The sequence below is a fragment of the Nocardia sp. SYP-A9097 genome, from assembly GCF_009649815.1.
In the GTDB taxonomy this organism is placed as follows: Bacteria; Actinomycetota; Actinomycetes; order Mycobacteriales; family Mycobacteriaceae; genus Nocardia.
The window spans coordinates 16,923-38,814 of the sequence record NZ_WJIC01000038.1 but is presented as its reverse complement, the minus strand read 5'-3'; the positions used below and the strand labels follow the sequence as shown (position 1 = coordinate 38,814).

Annotated in this window: 21 protein-coding genes; 17 read left to right on the top strand and 4 right to left on the bottom strand. The window is 65.7% G+C overall.

What is annotated here, in order from left to right; translation table 11 throughout:
• The first annotated feature begins 15 nt into the window (after positions 1 to 15).
• The 17 genes from GFY24_RS37095 (at position 16) to GFY24_RS37015 (ending at position 18,393) form a co-directional block, all read left to right on the top strand.
• Positions 16 to 651 carry a hypothetical protein gene (locus GFY24_RS37095; protein WP_153809790.1) on the top strand — a complete coding sequence of 212 codons (636 nt, stop codon included), beginning with the start codon at positions 16 to 18 and terminating at the stop codon, positions 649 to 651.
• A 20-nt stretch (positions 652 to 671) separates the two neighbouring features.
• On the top strand, positions 672 to 1,478 hold the full coding sequence (locus tag GFY24_RS37090) for a hypothetical protein (protein ID WP_153809789.1): 807 nt from the start codon (positions 672 to 674) through the stop codon (positions 1,476 to 1,478).
• Complete coding sequence (locus GFY24_RS41415; protein ID WP_194853166.1) at positions 1,475 to 2,929, top strand: hypothetical protein; 1,455 nt, start codon at positions 1,475 to 1,477, stop codon at positions 2,927 to 2,929. Before GFY24_RS37090 ends, GFY24_RS41415 begins: the two co-directional genes overlap by 4 nt.
• A complete protein-coding gene (locus tag GFY24_RS37080) occupies positions 2,926 to 4,401 on the top strand; it encodes an SCO6880 family protein (RefSeq protein WP_153809788.1) in 1,476 nt (491 codons plus the stop codon). Before GFY24_RS41415 ends, GFY24_RS37080 begins: the two co-directional genes overlap by 4 nt.
• A complete protein-coding gene (locus GFY24_RS37075) occupies positions 4,398 to 6,179 on the top strand; it encodes a hypothetical protein (RefSeq protein WP_194853165.1) in 1,782 nt (593 codons plus the stop codon). The genes GFY24_RS37080 and GFY24_RS37075 overlap by 4 nt, the downstream gene beginning before the upstream one ends.
• Positions 6,180 to 6,209: 30 nt before the next feature.
• Entirely contained in the window at positions 6,210 to 7,292 is a 1,083-nt protein-coding gene (locus GFY24_RS37070; protein ID WP_228567022.1) for a C40 family peptidase, read from the top strand.
• Positions 7,289 to 7,840, top strand: coding sequence for a hypothetical protein (locus GFY24_RS37065; protein WP_194853164.1), 552 nt, complete (start codon positions 7,289 to 7,291; stop codon positions 7,838 to 7,840). Before GFY24_RS37070 ends, GFY24_RS37065 begins: the two co-directional genes overlap by 4 nt.
• Before the next feature lie 113 nt (positions 7,841 to 7,953).
• Positions 7,954 to 8,400: a hypothetical protein gene (locus tag GFY24_RS37060; protein WP_153809786.1), complete on the top strand. Its 447-nt coding sequence runs from the start codon at positions 7,954 to 7,956 to the stop codon at positions 8,398 to 8,400.
• Positions 8,397 to 9,377 (top strand): hypothetical protein, encoded by a 981-nt coding sequence (locus GFY24_RS37055; RefSeq protein ID WP_153809785.1) that lies wholly within the window; start codon positions 8,397 to 8,399, stop codon positions 9,375 to 9,377. The genes GFY24_RS37060 and GFY24_RS37055 overlap by 4 nt, the downstream gene beginning before the upstream one ends.
• Positions 9,378 to 9,444: 67 nt before the next feature.
• Entirely contained in the window at positions 9,445 to 10,320 is an 876-nt protein-coding gene (locus GFY24_RS37050) for a hypothetical protein (protein WP_153809784.1), read from the top strand.
• 86 nt (positions 10,321 to 10,406) lie between these two features.
• Positions 10,407 to 11,318 (top strand): hypothetical protein, encoded by a 912-nt coding sequence (locus tag GFY24_RS37045; RefSeq protein ID WP_153809783.1) that lies wholly within the window; start codon positions 10,407 to 10,409, stop codon positions 11,316 to 11,318.
• Positions 11,315 to 12,253 carry a hypothetical protein gene (locus tag GFY24_RS37040; protein WP_153809782.1) on the top strand — a complete coding sequence of 313 codons (939 nt, stop codon included), beginning with the start codon at positions 11,315 to 11,317 and terminating at the stop codon, positions 12,251 to 12,253. The genes GFY24_RS37045 and GFY24_RS37040 overlap by 4 nt, the downstream gene beginning before the upstream one ends.
• A 98-nt stretch (positions 12,254 to 12,351) precedes the next feature.
• Positions 12,352 to 13,227, top strand: coding sequence for a hypothetical protein (locus GFY24_RS37035; protein WP_153809781.1), 876 nt, complete (start codon positions 12,352 to 12,354; stop codon positions 13,225 to 13,227).
• A 293-nt stretch (positions 13,228 to 13,520) separates the two neighbouring features.
• Positions 13,521 to 14,318 carry a hypothetical protein gene (locus tag GFY24_RS37030; RefSeq protein ID WP_153809780.1) on the top strand — a complete coding sequence of 266 codons (798 nt, stop codon included), beginning with the start codon at positions 13,521 to 13,523 and terminating at the stop codon, positions 14,316 to 14,318.
• On the top strand, positions 14,315 to 15,589 hold the full coding sequence (locus GFY24_RS37025) for a hypothetical protein (RefSeq protein ID WP_153809779.1): 1,275 nt from the start codon (positions 14,315 to 14,317) through the stop codon (positions 15,587 to 15,589). Before GFY24_RS37030 ends, GFY24_RS37025 begins: the two co-directional genes overlap by 4 nt.
• A gap of 72 nt (positions 15,590 to 15,661) precedes the next feature.
• A complete protein-coding gene (locus GFY24_RS37020; RefSeq protein WP_153809778.1) occupies positions 15,662 to 17,518 on the top strand; it encodes a type IV secretory system conjugative DNA transfer family protein in 1,857 nt (618 codons plus the stop codon).
• Positions 17,515 to 18,393, top strand: a complete 879-nt coding sequence (locus GFY24_RS37015; RefSeq protein WP_153809777.1) for a DUF4913 domain-containing protein — start codon at positions 17,515 to 17,517, stop codon at positions 18,391 to 18,393. Before GFY24_RS37020 ends, GFY24_RS37015 begins: the two co-directional genes overlap by 4 nt.
• A gap of 32 nt (positions 18,394 to 18,425) precedes the next feature.
• On the opposite strand, the gene GFY24_RS37010 is transcribed toward GFY24_RS37015, so the two are convergent.
• The 4 genes from GFY24_RS37010 to GFY24_RS36995 are packed head-to-tail and all read right to left on the bottom strand — an operon-like array spanning position 18,426 to position 21,887.
• Positions 18,426 to 18,980, bottom strand: a complete 555-nt coding sequence (locus GFY24_RS37010) for an AAA family ATPase (protein ID WP_309231789.1) — start codon at positions 18,978 to 18,980, stop codon at positions 18,426 to 18,428.
• Positions 18,981 to 19,020: 40 nt separating this feature from the next.
• Positions 19,021 to 19,755, bottom strand: a complete 735-nt coding sequence (locus tag GFY24_RS37005) for a class I SAM-dependent methyltransferase (protein WP_153809775.1) — start codon at positions 19,753 to 19,755, stop codon at positions 19,021 to 19,023.
• Positions 19,756 to 19,758: 3 nt separating this feature from the next.
• Entirely contained in the window at positions 19,759 to 20,688 is a 930-nt protein-coding gene (locus GFY24_RS37000; RefSeq protein WP_194853163.1) for a glycosyltransferase family 2 protein, read from the bottom strand.
• A complete protein-coding gene (locus GFY24_RS36995; protein WP_153809804.1) occupies positions 20,685 to 21,887 on the bottom strand; it encodes an arylsulfotransferase family protein in 1,203 nt (400 codons plus the stop codon). Before GFY24_RS36995 ends, GFY24_RS37000 begins: the two co-directional genes overlap by 4 nt.
• Positions 21,888 to 21,892 lie beyond the last annotated feature (5 nt).

Below are 21,892 nucleotides of genomic sequence, written 5' to 3'. Positions count from 1 at the left end.
CACGAGGAGATACGGATGAACCACCCAGTGGCACTCATCTCCAGGACTGCATTCGGACTCGGAATGTTCGTGTGGGCCATCCTGTGCGCTGGCTGTGCTCAACGCGCAACCAGTGAAGGGCCTGGTGCGCTCGCGGCCCCCGACTTCGAAGCGCGCCCGACCAACTTGAAATCCGTTCCTTTCCAAGGGATCTCGCTCCCGGTCGCGGACCAGGGTCCGCGCAATTACGCAGGCGCTGTGGTGAGCGGATTCGACCACAATCCCATCGGCGCATCCCTGGCCGCGATCCACGCAACAGTCCGGATATCGGTAGCCGCCGACAGTCAATGGGTGACGATCGCTCAGCAAATGCTGGCGCCCGGTCTAGGGCGTGATGCCTGGGCGGTAGCGCGTGCCCAGATCTCTGTCACCGGGCCCGCCACAGCCGACGGCCTGACGATCGCGGGCTACCGGATAGTGAGCTACATACCGGCCGCTGCTGACATCGACATCTATGCCGTCCAAGCCGACCGATCGATAACCCGCAACAGGGCAAACGTTGTCTGGCAGCGGGGGGACTGGAAGTTGCTCCTGCTCACGCAACCTCAATCGTCACCTGTGACCACCGTGGCCGCGCTGCCGGACGAGCTGATTGCTTTGCCGCGCCAATAGATATCCAGGACGTATTTGCCATGAAGCACCCTCGCCTGAAACTCATGCTGCTGCTGAGCGTCGCCGTGGTTGTCATCACCGTCACCGTTTTCGGCGTCAACAACGACCGTGGCCATCCCAGCGATGTGTCCTCGCCCCCGTCGGGAAAAGTGACACCGTCGGAGGGCAACGTGATCGACCCAACGGGTGTTCGGGGTATACCGACGACCGACCTGTTCGGAAATCGGCTCGAAGTTCCGGCGGACCCCGCCGGAGAGCCGCTCGCCCAGGATCCAGCGTGGCGACCAGATCCAGAGCAGTCGAACTATTTGACCGTCGCTCCAAGCCGCCTGCGATGGCAGCGTGGCTGGGGCGGTGCGGCGCTGCCGGTTTCAGGCAGCGACGGGCCTACCTCGATCGAGCGCGGGGTGGCGTCAGGTTTCGCTGACACACCCCAAGGGGCGGCACTGGCGGCCTGTGACGCCATCGCGCGCGCTTTCGCCGCGCCGGACGATATCTGGCCGAACGTCGTTCGCGCCCGATACCTCGGTGGTGGCCAACCGCTCGTGGACCGGATCGCGCAGAGTCGTGCCGAAACACCCACCGCGGCAACCTATCTCGTGGTCCCTGAGGGAATCCGAATACTGCCTGGCTATCGCGCCGACTTCGCGGTCGTGCAGATCGCAGTCCGCGCCAGCGGCGGATGGGCGTACGCCAACTGGCCCATGGCGTGGCACGACGGCGATTGGCGGGTGAGGGTCCCCGACGCAATTGAATCCCTCTGGGACCCAGCGATTCCCGTCGGCAGCCTGATCGATTTCGGTTCGTGGAAGGGAACAACGTCATGAACGCCGAGATCATGAAACTTGCTGCACCAATGGGCGATCCCAGCGAAGTACACACGCAATTCTCACCCGGCAAGATCTTGTGCAACTTGCCGAATGTCGTCGGTGCTGTGTGCCAACTGAAGGACTTTGGAGAAAAAGCGGCTGGATCGGCGGCAAACTCGGCCTTCGATGAGTTCGTGGACGGTTTCGGCCACGGACTGGCCAAGATCGTTCGAATGTCGATGACCTGGTGGGTCACCTTGCCTTCGCCGCAGTTGGCATCCAACACCGGCGAGCCAGGGCCGGTGCTGACATCGATTCGCGAGTACACCAGCGGCCTACAAGTGCTGTTGATGATCGCGGGCATACTCTTCGCGGCCGCGCGACTAGCCATGGCTAAACGGGGGGGAGTCGCGGGCGAAGCGCAGGAGAGCTTCCTGATCTTCGCTCGGGCGGTGTTCGCCTCGATGATGTTCTCGGCTCTGATCACCACGGGGACCAAGGCAGGCGATGCCTTCAGCAACTGGGTGATCTTCGGTGCGACCCGAGGGGATCTGGACGGGGCGATATCGCGCCTGGTGGATTATGACCTGCGCACGAATGGCAGCTTGGGAACCGGTGTCTTGCTGTTGCTTTGGATGCTGGGGCTCATCAGCATGCTGGTGCAATTGGTGATGCTGGTGATCCGGCAGGCGGTTCTGGTCCTGGTGGTGGCAGGGGTACCGCTGGCGGCTGCCGCGGCTGGGACCGGTCCCGGCTCGCAGGCCTACAAGCGAATGTTGTCGTGGGCGTTGGCGTTCGTGTTGTGGAAGCCGGTCGGCGCCCTTGTCTACGCGATCGCATTCACCGCTGCGGGTACCGGCAATGGTGGCCAGCCGGATGCGCAATTGGCGCTGCTGGGCTTGCTTCTGCTGCTGTCGGTGTCGGTGGTACTGCCGGCGCTGATGCGGTTGATCGCGCCAGCGGTTTCGACTTTGGGGGGCGGGGGAGGAGCGGCTGCTGCCCTGGCCGGTGGCGCGTTCGGTGTTGCCATGGGGTCTATCGGCGGCAAACGATCCAACGCGCGCAAGGTCAGCGAAGGCCAGAACACCCCGGGCAATGGGTCCGGTGGTGAGAACGGCGGCCCACCTCCAGCGCCTCCGCCTGGTGGTGGCGGAGGGCGGCCGATGTCCGGGGGCGGTGGTGGTGGTAACAGCTCCTCCGGTGGCGGTGGTCGCGGTGGGCCGGGCACATCAAGCGGCGGAGGGGGTTCGGCCAGCGGTCAGGCCGCCGCGGGCGGGCAGGGCGGTGGCGCGGCCGCAGCGAAGGGTGCGGCTGCGGCGGCAGGGCCTGCGGGAGTGGCGGTAATGGCCGCTCAAGGCGTGAAACAGGCGGTGCAGCAGGCGGGTTCGGCTGTGGAAGGCGGTGTACGTGAGGCCGCGGAGGCTGGTTGGGATGCGGATATGCCGGGGCCGTTGGAGGTTCGGCGATGACCTCCACGCGCATGTACGGGCGGTGGGAGAAGCCCCGTTCCGCCGGGTTCTTCGGGCTCACGTGGGGGGTGAGCATGCTCGGTCTCGTCCTGGTGATCGTGGTGATGCTGACCTTCATGCTCACTCATTCTCTGTCGCTGGTGGGTTTGGTAATCGGTTGCAGTGCAGTGCTTTTCGTCCCGCTCGCGATCACGATCAACGGCCGCACCGGCTGGGAGGTCGTGGTCCTGCGAGCGCAGTTCGCCAGGGCCCGGGGGCGCGGCGAACTCGAGTACCGGGCGGGTCGTTTCTCCCGGATCCCGGGGTTGGCGAGATTGCCTGGCCTGCTGGCGGATTCGCGACTGTCGGAATACGAGACCCCGGGCGGTAAGCGTTTCGCGGTGATCCATATTCGGCGGACCGATCACTACTGCGTGGTGCTGCGGGTGATGCCGCGCGGCAAGGAACTTGTCGACCAATCCCAGATCGATGCCTGGGTCGAGGATTACGGGCAGTTCCTGGCCGCGCAATCGCGCGGCGGGGAAGTCGTGGCGGTGACCTCGGTCCTGGACAATGTCGTGGAAACCAGGCTCAAACAACGGCGGGAAGTCGCGCGGCTGGTGCGTCCTGGGGCGCCGGAGTTCGCGCAGACAGTGATGCGCGAAGCCGCCACCGATATCGGTGGAGTCGGTGTCCGCATCGAAGCCAGGATCGCGATCACCTACCGGGCGATCGGCAAAGGCCGGATCCGCCGCGACACCGCCGAGCAGGCCCGCGAGATCGGTCAGCGCCTGCAGGGGGTGTTGTCCCAACTTGCCCGCGCCGGTCTGCCCGCGACGCCGCTCGAGGCGTGGGAAGTGTTGGGGCTGGTGCGTTCTCGCTACGACGTGGCCTCACAGCGCGATGTGGAGCGGGCCGGGCGTGAAATCCTGCGCACTCAGTCCTGGGACAGCGTCGGCCCCGTGGCACACGCGGATCGGTGGGACCACTACATCCACGACGGTGCACGATCGATCACCTGGGAGATGGACGCACCACCGCGGGGCGCGGTGCTCGAAACCGGACTCGAGGAGCTCCTACGTCCGCGCCTGGACGTACCGCGCAAACGCGTCGCGGTGATCTACCGGCTGCACTCGGCCGCCGAGGCCACCGATATCGTCGACTCCGACTACAAGGACGCGCTGGCGGCGGAGCAGACCGAACGCGGGATCGCTTCTGCTTCCGCGTCGATCCGAGTGGACAACACCCGCGCCGCGCGTCAGGAACAGGCCCACGGCGCCGGACTGACCAGGTTCGGAGCCCTGGTCACTATCACCGCTTCCCTCGACGGCGATCTGCCTGGGATCGAAGCGTCGGTGCGGGCCATGTCCGCGGCGGCGCGACTGCGTGTTCGCCGCTGCTACGCCGCCCAAGCCGCCACCTTCGCCGCGAGCCTGGGCATAGGACTGATCCTTCCTGAGCACGCCTCGATCTCCAAGCGGGTGTCGGCATGACCCGCCGCAACCGCGTCAGCGCCGCGACTCCCACTGTGCGCGAGGCGAAGTCGATGACGGTGGGTGGGATTTCCATCCTTACCCCTGAGGCTCGTACGCGCACCGAAGCTGACGCAGGGCGACGTGGACTGCGCGGCATCCGGGCGCGGTGGGCGCTCTCGGCCGACGATCATCGGCGTGCGAACGCCGCACGCCGCGTCGACGGCGAGCGACACAACGACTATCACCGGCCACTGGCAACTCTCACCGACCGTGGCTACGCGGGTCCCGGTGGCGGGCGCGCGAGCGTCGTCCCGGCGACGCCGGAATGGCGATCCACCACTGTGCAGGTCGCCGGTTTGTGGCCGTTTTCCGTCGGTGCGGCCGCGCCCACGGTCGGCACTCCTGTCGGTACTCACTACATCACTGGCGCCCCCGTGCATTTCGACCCGATGAGCTGGTTCCTGCGCGGCTATATCACCGCCCCGATCGCTTTCATCCTGGCGCTCAACGGATTCGGCAAAAGCTCACTCATCCGCCGACTCGTCACCGGGTCAGTCGCGACGGGGGAGACGGTGCTGTGCATGGGTGACACCAAGCCGGACTATCGCGATCTCGTCGAGAAGCTGGGTGGTCAGGTCATCGAGTTGGGCTACGGGTACGGCAGCATCAACCCCCTCGCGGTCGGGGCACTCGGCTCGGTCATCGGTCAACTCCCCGACACCGACCTACGCCGCCGCGTCGCCGCCCGGGTGGAAGCGGGACAGATCACCATCGTCGCCGGGCTCATCGAACTCGTTCGCGGCTCCCGCATCGCGGACTACGAGGAAACCCTCATCGCCGCCGGATTGCGCGAGCTCTACAGCCCTGCAAGCAGATTCACCGCCGACAGCCCCCCGCTGCTGTCGGATCTGCTGGCTGTCATCTCCGACGGAGCGGATCGGCTGCGGCAGTTCGCCGAGGAGGACGATAACCCGTCCTATCGGGCCAGTACCAAGATGCTCCGGCGGTCGTTGCGTGCATTGATCGAGGGTCCGTGGGGGGAGATCTTCGACCGGCATACCAGTACGCCGTTGGATTTGAACAGTCCGGCGGTGTGCGTGGATGTGTCGCGTATTCCCGAAGGGGACACCAAACTCCTTGCCGCCGTGTTGATGACGTGCTGGAGCGAAGGATTCGGTGCGGTCGCCGCCGCGCACGCACTCGCTGACGCGGGAGTGGCGCCACCGCGCACGTTCGGCGTCGTCATGGACGAGATCTGGCGCGTGCTGGGTGTGGGTGAGTTCATGGTCGACCGCGTCGACGCGCTGACCAGACTCAACCGTCTGCTGGCGTGCTGGCTGATCATGTGCAGCCACACCATCAAAGACCTCGCGAGCATGAAAGCGCTCGGCTTCTTCGAACGCGCCCGCGCCAAGATCATCGGGCCCGTCGGCCCCGACGAGATCGAACGCATCCGTTCCACGGTGTCGATCACCGAGACCGAGAAACTCTTGGTCACCTCGTGGGCCGCGCCGCGCCCACCCACCGACGACGGCCTCGACGGCGCGATCGTGCGCGAAACACCGCCGGGCACTGGATGTTTCCTACTCAAGACCGGTGAGGCCGCCGAGCCGGGGATCGCGTTCCGGATGACGATGACCCCGACCGAACGAGAATCCGGCATCCACAACACCAACAAACGCTTCGACCACCTCCAGCCCGGCGGCAGCGTGGCCGATGGCACTAGGTCATCGACAACCGAGGACGGCGAACACCGCACCTCTGCTGAGCCCGGGGCGCGGGAGGTAGGACGGTGACCGGTGAATGCATCGAAAACGGTAGCTGCATTGGCGGTTTCGCTTCCGGCCTTGTTGATCGTCCTGCTTATTGTGCTGATCGGAGCCGATTCCACGTCGTCGTGTGCTGCTGCCTTGTCGGGCAGTGGATTACAGGGCGCGACGGGTGCGTCGGTCGACGGGCTGAGCGAAGGCCAGTTGCAGCTGGCCCGCAACGGTGTCGCGATCGGCAGGCAACGCGGCGAACCGGACTCGGTGATCATCGCCGAACTTGCGGCGCAGTCGACCGAGTCCACCCTGCGGAATCTGGCGAACCCGGCGGTCCCGGAATCGTTGCGCTACAGCAACGACGGGCTCGGGCACGACGGCGACTCGGTCGGTCCGCACCAGTTGCGTGTGAGCGTCTGGGGATCGGTCGGGGTCGAGACGTTGATGAACCCGATCTATCAGATCAATTGGTTCTACGACCGCGCCGACAAGATCGCCGGACGCGACCGGATGTCGCCGGTCGATCTGGCGCAAGCGGTCGAAGCATCCAGGGTCAATGCGTATGCGGGACAACTGAATCTCGCACAGCGGCTCTATACGGAATTCGCGAACATCAACCCCGCGTCGATGCCCGACACCCAAGCCGGTCAGCCCGCGGCAGGCTGCGGATCGAACGGAGCCGGTGCGCCGCTGCCCGCAGCAACGAGCGCGTTCGGTGCCGCGATCATCGCGGCAGCCGAGAAATGGCTCGGCACCCCGTATGTATGGGGCGGCGGGGATCAGAACGGGCCGACCGACGGTGGATTCGACTGCTCCGGGCTCACCCTGTACGCGGTCTATCAAGCCTCTGGCGGCCGGCTGCGGCTGGCGCACTACACCCAAGCCCAGCAAGACGACCCTGCCTCGCAGGTCATTCCGTTCGAGCAGCGTCAGCCCGGCGACCTGATCTTCTTCACCTCCCCGGGCCAGAGCAGCTCCCACCATGTCGCCATCTATTACGGGCGCAACGACAAAGGCCACGACCTGATCCTGCACGCACCCCAGACCGGGCAGAGCGTCACGATCGCACCGCTCTGGGAGGGCGAGCACCTGAATGTGCGCCGCTTCAGCATCCCTGCCGACCCTGCCGAAGGGAAACGACTGTGACAGAAGATAACTCACCACTCTCCGGCCGACCCGGCCGCGACGGAGCCGACCGGTTCGGCGCCCCCTCTGCTGAGACAACGCACGGCAACCGAGCCGCCTGGACCGGTAAGCTCACGACCCCTGAGGAACGCATGGCGGCGTTGGCTGCCCGCGGGCCCTATCTGGTGCTCTGGACCGCCGCCACGTTGCGGACCTTCACGGTGGCCCGACCGGACCGAACGGTGATCTGGCATTCGCGTTTCCATGCCGATGTCGTCATCGACACTATCGATGACGCGGCGAAAGCTGGGGCACTGCAAGCAATCTGGACCGCGGCACGAGCCCGCGAGGAATGGGGCGCCGACGTCGCGACACTGCGGCTGACAGTGGCCAACTCCGGGGTCGATCGCGGTGCGGTCGAGGCTGCGGCGATCAGCAGCGGGCTAATCCTGGACCTGGTCGTCGACGCGCTCAGCAATCCCGCCGTCGATCACCCGCCCGGACGCTGGATCCACTGGTGGACACGCGATCTCGGCGCACTCATCCACAACCCGCAGGGGCTGGCATGACACCGGCAAACACATGGCCCACCAGAGGCATGACCGCGCTCACCGTCAGCGTGCTACTTACCGGTGCTGGTGCCTGTGGTAGAGCCCCAACCCCGGGCGAAGCACGAAACAGGATGGATTGTCCCGCAGCATCATTCGCCGACCCATTCGCACGAATCGATCCCTGCTCGGCCGCGGAGGTCGCGGTCGCGGCGCTGGAGACGGTGTTCACCTACCGGCCCAGCGAACAGGCCGACCAACGCTCGTCCTTCCGGGCGGCGACACCGCTGATGACGACCGACTTCGCCGCGCGCTGGGACACCACAGGCCCGGTTCTGGCACCGATCACGAGCATGCGGTGGCAGCAGTGGCGCCGCCTCGGAATCGTTCTCACCGCGACCGCCCGCCTCGGCGATGACGACCATCCAGCCGACACGGACACCCTCTTCGCCCGCGTTGCCACCGTGGCCCTGCACCCAGGAGGCGGCACACCGTCAACCTCCCTGGTCGTTTACATCCGTGCGATTCGCCCGAATTCTCCTGCGGGGTGGCGCATTTCAGCGTTGGAGGTGAGGACATGAGCGGTGGCGACCCGGTCGAAGAGGGTGGGCAAGCGGTCCGAACCGGATTCGTGCAAGCCATGCAAACAGCGGCGATGACGATGAACCTGCTGCAGCGTCGCGGCGCCGAAGCGCGATCGCAGGCCGAATTCGACCGTCGCACCGACGACGCCGAGCAGCGAATGCGGCAAAACACCGAGGTGCATGAGCTGAAAGTGGAGGGCTACCACACCCGCCAGTCGAACGAGGGTGAACTCCACCAGCTCGAAAAGCATTTCAAGACCCGGCAGTTCGAACGCGCCGAGGAGCTACACGATCTGGAACGTCAGATCAAAAAGCGTGTCCTCGAGCGTGGCGACGCGGATCTGGATCGCCGTGCGGCAGACAGCACAGCCGAACGCGCGAACAAGGATGACCTGCACCAGGTGCAACGGCAGAATCTGCTCAATCGCGCAGGCTGGGAGAAAGAGCGCCACGACCTGGACGTGGAATACAAGCAACTGCTCATCGACATCCGCCGCCGCGCCGCCGGTTTCACCGAAACCCTGACCGGGCAGGACCGCGACCAGGGCGCGGCGATGCGTGCCGCAGCAGCCTATGCGGCCGCGGACAGCACCGCGCACTTGTCCGATCAGCATCAATCCCATGCCGACGCCTTCGCCGAGCGGCTCACCGAGGACGCCGACCTGAGCGTCCACGACCTCCTCGACGCCGATTCTGGCGCACCGGCCGGCGCCTCGGACATACCGCCGGCGGTATCACGCGCCACGAACGGGTTGGCCGAGGAACTGAACTTCTACATCGTGGTGAACCACCACGCCCAGCAGGACACCAACGACCCGGAACCGCCCGTCGTCGACGGGACCGTGATCGAGGCGGCGATCGAGGCCGCCGACGTCATCGATGTCGACGTCATCGACGGCTACGGCGAAGACGCTGACCCCAGCAATGCCAGCCCCGAGCCGCCTTCGCCGCCGGACGTGGGGATGGAACCATGACCGACGAGCCTTGCCAGGCACCGCAATGGGTCTGCCGCGCAGAACAACCGCGGGCAAGAAGGCCGAGATGAGTAAGCCGACCCGGATGCAGACGAAAGTTCTCAAGGCCGTGCATGTTCACGCCGCGACCGCACGGGTGATGCAGGACCGAGCCAAGGCCACGCAGCAAACAACAGGGCAGTCCCCGCCTGCCTCGTGGTACCAGGATGTGCACGGTCGAGCTGTGCTGCGACAGGAGCTGGAGAACGCCGCCACCGCCGCGGGAATCCCTGCAGTCTGGGTCGCCCAGGTCCGGGAGCGAGGCGACTTGGGCATGCGGTGGCGTGCCGATGTGCATTGGCGCGCACCGCAATTCATCGACCGGGACCAACTCCTGAAGAATCTGGAACAGCAGGTGCGCGGTGTGCAGGACATGGCAGCGGTCGCGGCAGTGCACGGGGAGCGCGGCGCGAAATCGGAGGTCGGGACCGCGCAGATGTTCGATCGCACACTGCGGGTGCTGACTCAACGGATCAACGCTGTGGCCGCCGTGCTGGAGGTCTCAGCGACTGAGGCCGAACAACTCTGGGGCGCACACACCTGGTCCACCGCGGCCGAGGGCGTCCGCGACCACAACCACGACACCCTCGCCGACCGATGGCGCGCGCACGCCCGCACCGACACGACCGACCTCGCCCTGCAAGCCAAAGCGCTCACCGACGCCGGGATCACCGCAGGCACCCGGGCACTGCCCGCCCCGAGCGACATGACCGAGCTGATCCGGGCACAACTGTCACCGACCACACCACCGGAAACCGGCACCGGTCCTGCCGAGCCAGGCGCGCAGATCACCGAGGCCATCGAAGTCGCCGGAATCACCAGCGACACAGCCACCGAACTCGTCATCACAGACAGCCCGGACCAATCACCAGCCACCACAACAGATCTCGGGATCGAACCATGACCAGGGCTAGTCGAGAACTACGGGTGCGGCGACCAGGTTGTGAAACCCATTCCAGGACACCATGACTCGACGATCGAGGAAGAGACATGACCGAACCGAAGTCCGTCACAACGGCGGCAAGTGTGCCGGCCTGGCGCGCACGGCTGCTGGACCGCATCCAAAACCTGGCTGCCGACCGGGCGCGAGTCCTCGGGCAGGGGTATCAGATGCCTGAAGGTGGGGGAGAGGCGTCGGTGCTGGCGTGGCGAACCCAACTGCAACTGCTGGCCATCTCCCGCGAGGAGGCCGTCACTCAAGCGCTGGCGGTCGGTATCGCACGGATCGATGTCGACGACGCTCTTTTTCTGGGACATCAAGGATTTCGTGCCCCCGTCGACGCCGTGCAGCCCGGGGATCCGGTCCGCGAGATGATGATCGACGGCGTCGTCAACGACACTTGGCAACTGCAGCACATGGCCGCGATCCATGTGGCGCGTGATCAGCAACTTCTCTCGGACGCACACTATTTCGAAGACCCACAGGTGCTGGCCCAATACGAGCGGAATATGGCCGCGCTGTGGATGCGGGCCAGCGCGGTCTCACGTGCGGTCTCGCTGACCGCGGAAGAATCCGAAGGAATGTGGGCGACCGACCCCGACGGCTGGCAGCAGATCCTCGCCGCGTCGGTCGACACCTACGACGCTCGAGGGCTGGAAGAACGCTGGCGCATCTACGCCTGGCCGGGGATCGCGGACGGCGCCCACAGGGACCTGGCCGCGCTGGGTATGGACCCCAGCCGCGCGTTCGCGATCGAACCAATTCCGGCCCCGCACACCATGTTCGAGCACGTCACCCATGCACTGAGCGCTGAACGAGACGACCCGGGGACAAACACCATCGACCACGCTGTTGATGCCGCGCTGCCGACCGACCCCGACCTGGACTGGCCGACTTCTCCCGCGGTGGAAAGCGGTCCCGCGTCTCCCGCGCCGGACGCGTCCACCGGAGCCGAGCCATGACCGAGTCGACAAACGATGGACCGAACCCCCGCAATATCGCGGCCGAACACCTCGAGCTGATGCAGCAGATCCAACAGCTGGCGCTCGAGAGCGGACAACTGCTGGCGCGGATGTACGAACCCGGCCTGAATATGCCGCCAGCACAGAACATCATCACGCGGATCAACGAGTTGGACCGTGAGCGGGATCTGACCGAAATCCAGGCTCGCGCCTCGGGCGTGCCGCCCGAGTGGATCGATCGGGTCCGGACGCTGGGCCAGCGGGGATTCCTTTGGCGTCCTGACCAGTCATTGCCCGACCTCGCCCCAACCGAAGGTCGTCGCCCCGTTCAGCGCGTCGCCGAGGACATTGAGCGGCTCAAGGACATGGCCGCGGTCGACGTCGCCTATTTCCACCAGCGGGCCGCCGATCCCGCACTGCGACAACCGGAAAGTGCTGCGGGCGACCAATTCTGGAGAAACATGACCGCGGTGTGGATGCGTGCCGGGCGCACCGCCGCCGCGATCGGTATGAATGCGCACGAGCGCACCAAGCTGTGGACGGTGACGCCGGGTGAGTGGGAGCGGCGCGTTCACCGATACCTCAACGATCACGACGGCAACGATCTTCGCTCCCGCTGGCACGGCTACGCCGACAACACCATCGCCGCAGACGCGCGCAAGTCGCTCAACAGTCTGCGCCGCGCCGGGCGGCACGGCCCCGATATCCCACTACCCGACATGCCGTTGTCACCGGACCAGATGCTGGCACAGGCCCACGCTGCGGCGAAGACACAACCCGAGTCGAGTATTCGCCAGGGAGATCTGCTCGCTTCGGCCGTCGATGCCGCACTGCCCGATGAACCAGCCAGCAGCTGGTCCGCTGATTCGCTGACCCCCGACGCCGACTATGGGCGCGAACGCGGGCCTGATGCTTCCGGTGGGCCAGGTCCCTGACAGGTCACTCGAATGTTGGTGTCCTAGAAACTATTCGATGGCGAGAACTGCTGACCATGACTCAACCGGACCCAGTACCACAGTGGAAAAACGAACTGTTGCGGAGAATTCAGGACCTCGCCGCCGAGTTCGTCCGCGTCGAAGCCCTCGGCGCGGACGGTTACGACGGCACCGACGGTGCCGCGGACCAGGATTGGCTCGACCACCTCGATGCGCTCAGCGCGGTTCGCGAATCCACCGAACACATCGCACGCTCGCTCGGAGTCCCGCAACCGTGGATCGAACGCGCTCGCGACCTCGGAGCCGGTCGCTCGCCGGCACCGGACCCCGAGCCCGCGGCCGAACAAGCGCCGAGCGAGGCCAAACAGTTCTACCTGGACATGCTGAGCGTGGACCTGTGGAACCTGCAGCGCATGGCGTTCGTCGTCGCCGCACGCGAAACCCGACTCGCCGAAGGCGGGTACGGATTCGGTGCCGACCCGGTGGCCGGTGCCGCATACCGCCGCAACATGGCACATCTGCACACGCGGATCTCCGCTCTCGCTGATGCCGCCGAAATCACTGCTCGTGATGCCGAAAAGCTGTGGGACAGTGCTGAAGTCGATGACCTGCGGCATGTGACGGCGGCGGTGGTGAACCGCTGGGACGACCTGACCGTGGAATCTACCTGGCGTCGATACACCCGAGCGGACTTCGACGCGGCGTTGCCGCCATACATTCCTGTCGATAGTGATGGCGGGAAAGCTGCGGTCGGCACCGGAATCGGCCCGCCCACACCGGAACAACTCATCGCCCGGGCCACCGACCTGTTGCACGACACCCGTATGGGGGCGGCCGCGAGCAGCAATTGGCACATCGAAGCGGCAATCGACGCGGCCCTGCCCTCGGAAACGAACTGGAGCTGGGGAAACGAACCACCCGAGACTCGCCCGGCCACCCAAGAACCCGAACGCGGCCACGGACCAGAACCCTGACCGCTCCCGCACCACCGCAAGACCCGAACCCTGCGCTGATCGGACACCGGTGACCCAACTACCGCGATAGGCCGACCGCGAACCCCGAACTCGCTGTGGCGCTGGCGCCAACCACTGCGAACAACACCTGACACCACACCGCGAGGGACATCGCAACCACCGCACCGGATCAACCATCCGCGGCGGACCGCTTCGAGAGATGAAGACGGAAACTGATGTCCGACAACAGTTTTGACAGCTCACCAGATGAGCACATCCTGCCGGAACCAGGGTCCGGCCCGCACCGACCACACGTGCCCGAACTCGGCGTTCCGCAGACACCACGAGAGAGTGCGATCGCCCACCAGTACGGTAGCGATGACATCGATGCCGTGCACGCGGCACGCCTGAAAGCCGTGCAAGACACCGCGTTCCTGCACGCGGCGCGGGCGGCAGAGGCCGGCGCCGACCCCGCTGGGCAATCAGCGGTGTACACGAACAAAATCGGCGAGGATCTGCGGCAGGCACGACACGCTGCCGAACGCGCGGGAATCACCCTCGCCGATATCGACCATGCGGAAACAATCGGCAGTGGCGGAACCTCGTGGGACCAGCAGCCCGCCCACCGATTGCTCGGGCGCCTGGAACAACTCAGCAAGCAGTCGTACCAGTGGGTCGGCCGAGCGATCGAACAGAACGAACGCATCGAGGACCTGACCCGGCAACTACACACCGCGCACACCACCATCGAGGAACTCCGCGAGGATCTCGCGCACACCGAGAACACCACACGCGAGCTCCTGAGCGACGTTACCGACCACGACTGGCACAACGGCACCAGGCGCCGCGACCTGGCACCGGCATCGCAATGGCCACAAAGGCTCAAAGACGCCAACACCGCCCTGGCCGCCGCGAATCGCCTCGAGACCCTCGATCCGGAACTTCCCGCACCCGAGAACTTCCCGATCCCCGGTGCGGGCCGGGACATCACCGATGCCATCGATGCTGTACTGCCCGGCGGCGGTCCGGCCGGTCCTCACGGTGACGAGCTCACCGCATCGGCACCGGCACCGGACTCGGCCGGTGGGCCCGACCTGGAGGTCGAGCCATGAGTTGGGTCGGCGAACCGATCGGCTACGCCAATCCCGACTACTACCTCGACGCGGCCACCGGAACAGAGAAGCAACTGCGCGCCGACTTCGCCAAGTACTACCAACTGCGCGAAATCGCCCCGTTCGGCCTCACCCCGGCGGACACCGCCGAATTGAACACTCACGTAAACGATCTCGCGGCGCGGTGGGGACGACACGAATCCCCGCAATGGCGCCGCACCTGGCAGACACTGCAGTCCGCGGTCATGGGATGGGAGGCTCGTCCGGACCTGGCCCGCCGCAACTTCGACCAACTCGACCGCGCCCGCGCCGCCGGCGACCTCACCATCGACGACGATCTCTGGCGCAGCCTGCAACAAGCCCGAGCGATCACCGGCCACGGACCCGGCACGACCGACGGCTCCGGCCAAAACTCCGACCGCCGCTACCCGAACCTGCAATTGGGAACCTCCACCGCACCCCACACACCGGGAAAGGCACAGGAATCCGATCTGCGGACCGCCGTGGAGAGAACCCTCGGCGCACCCCGCGATCTTCGTTCCGCGGCGACGATCGCGACCGTCGAGCAGGTCGATGAGGTCATCGCCGCCACCGACGAAGCCCTCGATGCCGAGGAACAACTCGGCGACCTCGACAATGGGCACGAGGCGCGGATGGCGTTGCTGCCCCGGACGATTCGAGAAGCCCCGGTGAGCTACAACTACACCGAATCCGCGACGTGGGAACTGCGGCAGGCAGCGTTGCTGCGGGAAGTGCAGGACCTGGCCTGCGAGCACAGCAACGTCGCCGACACCTTCGACGGCCACGATGACCAAGCCCGCATCACACGCCTGGAAGCACTGCGCCACGGCCTCGCCGGTGCACGCCGCGACGCGCTCCGCGCGGGAATCCCCGCCCCGGACGTCGACCGGGCCTACATCCTCGGACGCGACGGCCTCTACTGGAGCAACGAACCCTCCGACCCGCGTCTGGGCCGCATCGCCCAACTGACCGCCGAGCGCGACCACGCCCGCGCCCAGGCCGCCAGCCACCGTACCGAACTACGACCGGATACCTCTCGGTCACTGTCGCCCGGTAACGAAACAGTCAGCGCCCATGACGATTTCAGCGCGTCGAGGGCCGCAGTCGGCGCCGACGACGGTGCCCGGATCGTCGAAGCGATCGATGCCGTGCTCGCTGACACCGACGTCGATGACTGGGTGGTGCCCACAGACTCGCAACAGGTCGGCGCGCGAGCGCCAGCAGGACGCGAGATGGGTGCAGAGCTGTGACATCTACTGCCAGACAACATAATCCGACTGCGTTCACAGATTCATCCACAACGGTGGAAGGAGGTCTTCGCGTTGCCGACACGAGAAACTCGTCGCCGCAACACCGGGGGATTCGGTGAGGAAACCTGGCTACTGCTGCTGTTTCTCGCCGGTGTCCTGCTGGGCCTGGCCGGGTGGGTGGCGATGTGCCTGGGCAGCTGGTGCGCCGGACTGCCGGTCACCGGCAACCCGGTCGCCGCCTACCTTCAGCTGGCCTTGGGGCGAGGTCGCTGGCCCTGGCAATCCACCTGTATCGCACTAGCTTTCGCGATCACCGCCTCCGGTGCCGCGGCCATGACCCGTCACCGGTTCCCGCGGCGAGGCGGAATCGACTCGGCGGCACGGACAATGGCACCACCACGCACCATCAGCATCGCCCGCTACCGGGACAACATGTCCGCGGCGGCCCGGTTGCTCAAGGACGCACCAGGCAAGGTGAGGGCACTGCCGGGGCCGCCGCTGGGGCGCACCGTGGCCGGGGACGTCGAGTTGTTCGTCCCCGCCGAGCTGGGTGTGTTCATCGCGGCCGGGCAGCGGACCGGCAAAACGATGGCGTGGGCGATCCCCGCCGTCTTGTCCGCCTGGGGGCCGGTGTTGGCCACCAGCAACAAACCAGACCTGTACCGGCACACCAGATTCGGGCGCGCGCAACAAGGTCGGATCTGGTTGTGTGACCTGCAAGCGGTGTGCGGGCGCGCCGAGTGTGACTTCTGGGTCGATCTGCTCGCGCAGGTCACGAGCCTGCCCGCGGCACGGAAGTTAGCGGCGTTCTTCGTCAGCGGGTCCTCCGGCTCGGCCGCGCAGCAGGCCAACGCGAAGGTGGACTCCTACTTCGATGGCGGAGCGCAAGAACTGTTGAGCCTGTACACATTCGCCGCCGCCTGCGTAGGCGGCGACCTGCTGCATGTCGCCGAATGGCTCTCCGGCGACCAGGACCAGACACCCGCCCTGATCTTGCGCCACCACGGCCACCACCGCCCTGCACAACGAGTGCTGGACGCCCAAAGCCTCTACGCGCGGCAACGAGATGGGTTGTACGACATGGGAAGACGATTCCTCAACGTCCTGTCCGACGAGAACTACGCCCGCATGGTGACACCCCCCACCCGCAAACGCTTCAGCGTCTACGAAGGCGCGGAGAAGATCGTTATCGACATCGAACACGAACCCATACGGCACAAGCTGCCCGAATTCACACCCGCCCACTTCGTCAGCAGCAGCGACACCCTCTACGCCCTGTCGATGACCGGCCCCGACTCGGCAGGCCCGCTCACCGCCGCCCTCGTCGGCCAGATCCTCGAAGCCGCACTAGCTCTCGCGCGCGCCCGCCTGGACGGCCGGCTCGCGGTGCCGCTGCTGGCGGTGCTGGACGAAGCGGCCAACTGCGCTCGCATCGGCGAGCTACCCAGCTACTACACCTACTGCGGTGGCTGCGGAATCATCTTGATGACGATCATCCAGGTCCTCGAACAAGGCGAAGACCTCTGGGGCATCAATGGCGTGAAAATCATGCGGGCCCAATCGATCGAGATCTACGGCGGCAACATCGCCGCTGTCGGCTACCTCGACGAATGGTCGAAAATGATCGACGACCACGACGTCGCCGACCACTCCCGCTCGATAGGACCCGGAGGAGTCAACCGCACCACCTCCTGGCGCTCGGAACCAGTGCTCAACGTCGCGAAACTCGGTGCGCTCCCCAAAGATCGCGCCCTGATCCGGCTTCCTGGGCACCAGCCGATACTCGTCCGCAAGATCTTCTGGTGGAAGCACCCCGTCTTCGCACCGCTCGTTACCGCGTCGCTGGCGCAGTTCGAACACGCTGTCTCCCTGCGCAAACAACCCCGCGCGACCCCACCATCCGCACATGAAGGAGGCGACCAGCCATGACCAACCCCGCTGCCAGCGCCACGCCCCAACCAGGCGGTACCGCGAAGAAGCCACCCAAGCCACCGGCCTACCCGGACTTCGTGACCTTCGCCGAGAAATGGCTTTTCCCCTTCCAAACTGTGCGACTGGCCGAGGCGAACCGGGAACAAACCTATACCTGGTGCCCGCAGTGGTGGCGTCACCGCCCGGTCGCGGTACGCATCGCGGCCCTGCACAACGCCTTCGAAGCTTCGCGCCGCACCCGATCCGGCAGCGCGATATCCACCTTGCTGCTCAGCCACATCGACGCCCACATGAGGATCATCCTCGACGCCGCCAACGGGCCGCTGTACCGCTGCACGAGAACCAAACATGTAGCCCTGCAACCGCTTTCCGCCGACCCAGTACCGGCGGGATGGTTCGGCGACCTGGCAAGGCCCGCGAACACGAACGGTGACCGCAAGCGCAAACCCCCACGGTTTGCGCACTACAGCGAGTTCGTCGATCAGTGGCTCCTTCCGGTGACCGCGGTGCGCATTGCGGCCAATCACCGCGAAGGGCAATACACCTGGTGCCGGCAATGGTGGGCACACCACGGAGTAGCGGTGCGTTTCGCCGCCCTGCGCGCGGGATTCGAAGCCGCACGTCTCGCCGAGGACGGGACCGCGATGAGCACCCTGTTCGTCTCACACATCGACCCTCATATGCGGGTCATCCTCGATGCCGCACAAGGCCCACTGCACCGCTGCACCCCCGATCGGCATGTACCCCAGCCTGGTCTTCCCTTCACATCGATACCTGCGGGCTGGTTCGGATCCGTAGGTAGCTCGTTTCCGGTCGACGAGCTGGGATTCGGACCGGACTTCAGACTGCTTCGAAACATCGATGTCGGCTGACAGATCCACCGGGTACGAACCGGTTGCGAAGGTCAGGCCGCGCCCCGGCCTGGTTGGGTGATGAATCGTGCGATTTCTTCGAGACCAGGCCGGTAACCATCGGTGGTGTCGACAGTCAGTTCCGCGACGTCCATGCTTAGCGGCACGAAGGAGCTTGCCGAGTGGGTACCGGCGGTGATCGCCGCGATGAGATCCCCGTCGTTGTGTGCTTGCCGGTGTGGATTGGTCTCAGCGCGGTGGGTAATTCGGTCGTACAGCACCGATTGCGGTGCCATGCAATGAATGACGCGGATCTGGGCGAACTCGGCCAACGGCTCCAGGTTGGGTCGCCACAGCTTGTCCTGGAACGCAGCTTCTGCAACGAGGCTGACACCGGCACGTGCTAGCACGGTCAGGGTGTTGAAGAACGCGTGCAGCGCCGGAATATTGAGATCGTCGAATCCGCCCCCCGGAGACGATGTACTGGCTAGGACCATTCCCTGTTTGATTTCGTCGCGGATGATCGCTGGGACGCCGATGTCGTTGGCGAGGGCATGGGCGAGCGTCGACTTACCTGACCCGGGTGGGCCGCTGACGACCGCGATCACCGGTGCTCCTGGGGAATTGGCCATAGCGAATTCTGGCACTTCATGCATCGGTGTCGATGTTGCTGTCGCCCGAAGACGACTTGGCGAGCCGATAGGCGATGAAGCCAGGTTGCCGGGTCAGGATCTCGTACTCGGCAGGATGGGTGCCGGCCATTTCCGCAGTTGGCTGGTGTTCGGTGATCGTGGAGATCGTGAAGCCTGCAGCGATGAACTCGGCACACCATGCCTGTAGGGGTTGGCGCCAGAAGCGGTGCGTGATGCCGCAGGACCACTGCTGCTCGACCCAGCCGGTGTCGAAGTAGCTGCCGGAGGCGATAAGCCAGTCCGCGGTCGGATGGCTGGTGGACACGATCAGGTGCCCGCCGGGGCGCAGGACGCGGTGAAGTTCGCGGAGCAGTGAGATCCGGTCGTCGATGTAGTGGATTACCAGGGCGAGCAGGCAGATGTCGACGGAGTTGCTGGCCAGCCAGTACAGAGGTTGGGTGAGGTCGTGCTGGCGAAGGGTGATCTGTCCGGAGGCGTGGCACCGGGCCAGATCGATCATGTTCGCGCTTTGGTCAATCGCTATGACGTAGGCACCGCGGACGAGTAGTTCGGTGACGTACAGGCCAGGTCCGCAACCGGCGTCGAGGACGATGCGGCCGGTGAGGTCGCCGAGGAGGTCGAGTACGGCGGGGCGGTCGTAGTGGGCGTTGTATGGGCTGTTGGCCGCCTCATCGGCGAACGCGGCGGCGTGCCGGTCGTAGGAGGTGGTGACAGCATCATCGGTGAGCATCGGTTACCTGACCTTGGCTGCGTGTCGGCCGGATGAATAGTGTTCGGGCAGAATCGAATCCAGAACAGCATGGTCGGCGGGCTTGCCGTTGGCGAAGCCGCGGTACAGGCTCCGTACGGCGGATTCGTAGATGTGGTCCGGGGCGGTGCCGCCGCAGCTGATGAGCCGGTCGAGTCGGACGTCGAACTCGGCGAACCAGGCGCGGTAGTCGAGGATCTGCTGATCGGTGCTGGGCCATGTGTTGAACAGGTGTCGGTGGGCGAGGGTGAATTGGGTCGGGCTCGACAGGTATGCACCTGAGACCGCTCCGCGACACTGGGGCACCTGGTGATAAACGCTGGTCGTCTCGCCCAGGTAGGCGAACCGGTATCCGAGGTTGCGGTGCAGCCTCAGCCATAGATCCCAGTCCTCGCAGTGCGACATCGACTCGGTGAACCGGGTCGGGGTATCGGTGAAGTTGCGGCACATGAGCGCGCCGGTGTGAATGTAATTGGCGCACAGCAAGAACCGGGAGTCGAATTCGTAGTCCTTGCGGGGCAGCCAGCGAGAGTGGCGGGGAGTGGTTTCGATCCATCGGGAGCTGACGAGCGCGCTGCCATAGACGGCGTCGGCGGTGCCGCGGTCCAGCACGGTGTGTGCCGCGCGCAGGTGCCGGGGGAATACGAGGTCGTCATCGTCGAGGAACGCGATGAATTCGCCGCTCGCTGCGGCCAATCCGGTGTTGCGGGCGCGGGAGACTCCGTGGTGGTCGTTCTCGATCAACCGGATCGGCAATGTGGTGCGCCAGCTGTCGACGACCAGCCGGGCAGGCTGATCGCCGCCGTCGTCGACGACGATGACCTCGAAGTCGGTGTATTCCTGGCGGGTGAGACTGCGCAGCGCTCGATGTAGGGGACCCGGTCGGTTGTAGGTGGGGATGATGATGCTGATCATCGTGTCCTCGCAGGGGCGAGTAGTTCGCATCGCAGCAGCTCACGTGCCATCAGAGTGGTCGGACTCGTTGTCGGCCCGACCATCACCGCTGCTGCGGTATCGGCGCCGACGGCCGCCATGCGGTAGAACGGGGCGCGCTCGTTTGCCGTGGTCAGGATGCGCGCAGCCCACGCCGCCTGCCCGGCGCGGGTCACCTCGAGCACCCGGCCGGCCTGGGCATCGCTAATGAGAATGTTTCCGTCAGCGAGTGGTTCTGCGCCGCCGGCCAACGGGCAGAACAGGTTTTGCGGTGGGTTGGCGACATGCTGCCACCTGATCGCCTGGTGGGCCGGGTCGACCTCGAGCACGCGGGAGTATCCGCAGCGTTGGCCGTTGTCGAACACCAGCAGGTGGCCCCCGGGCAGCATGGTCGGCTGGTGCTGGCCTGACAGTTCACCAGGTCCCCACCACCAGCGCACCACGCCGGCGTACAGGTCCACGACCGCGATGCAGTCCAGCCCGCGCATCGACACCAGCACATCGCCGTCATTCCACAGCCCGGCCGGATGCGCCTTTGCTACCTCGATGGTGTTGGCGTGCAGGACATCTGCGGGAGAGCCCGGGATCTCCCGTAGCAGCCTCGAAGCTTCTCGGCCGGGCCGCGCGGGGCCGGTAGCGGCGAGGTCGCGATAGACCGACAAGGCCTCATGGTGGTACAGGGATCTGCTGCGGCGTTCGATATGGCTGGTGATCAGCGTGGACAGAACCCGATCGCGGGTCAGCAGGTCGAACAACGAGTGGATCTCGGTGATCGCGCCGGTGTTGTCAAGAATGGTGACCGAATTGTCGAGCAGCACAAAGGGTTCGGTTGGCCCATCGAGGAGTCGAGGTTCTTCGGTGAGGACGTAGATCTGGCCGGAATCGGTGACGTCGAGGTCGTGATGGACGGGCAGCTCGGCCCGCCATATCAGCGAGGAGTCCGGTGCCAGCTTCAACAGCGAGTGCAGTGGCACTGTGGCATACAGGCTGGCGTCGGCGGCGAGCTCGACGTGGTTCCAACCGCGCAGGTATCCGGGTGGTTTCGTAGTGGGGTCGGGTTGATCGAGTTCGCTGCTCCAGGCGTGGACGATCTCGGCATCACGGTTGATCAGGCATGCCACCGGCCGCGGGTAGGTCGACGACGGCGAGAACAGGAAGTGCGTCGTATCGGGTGGGGGCATCGCAA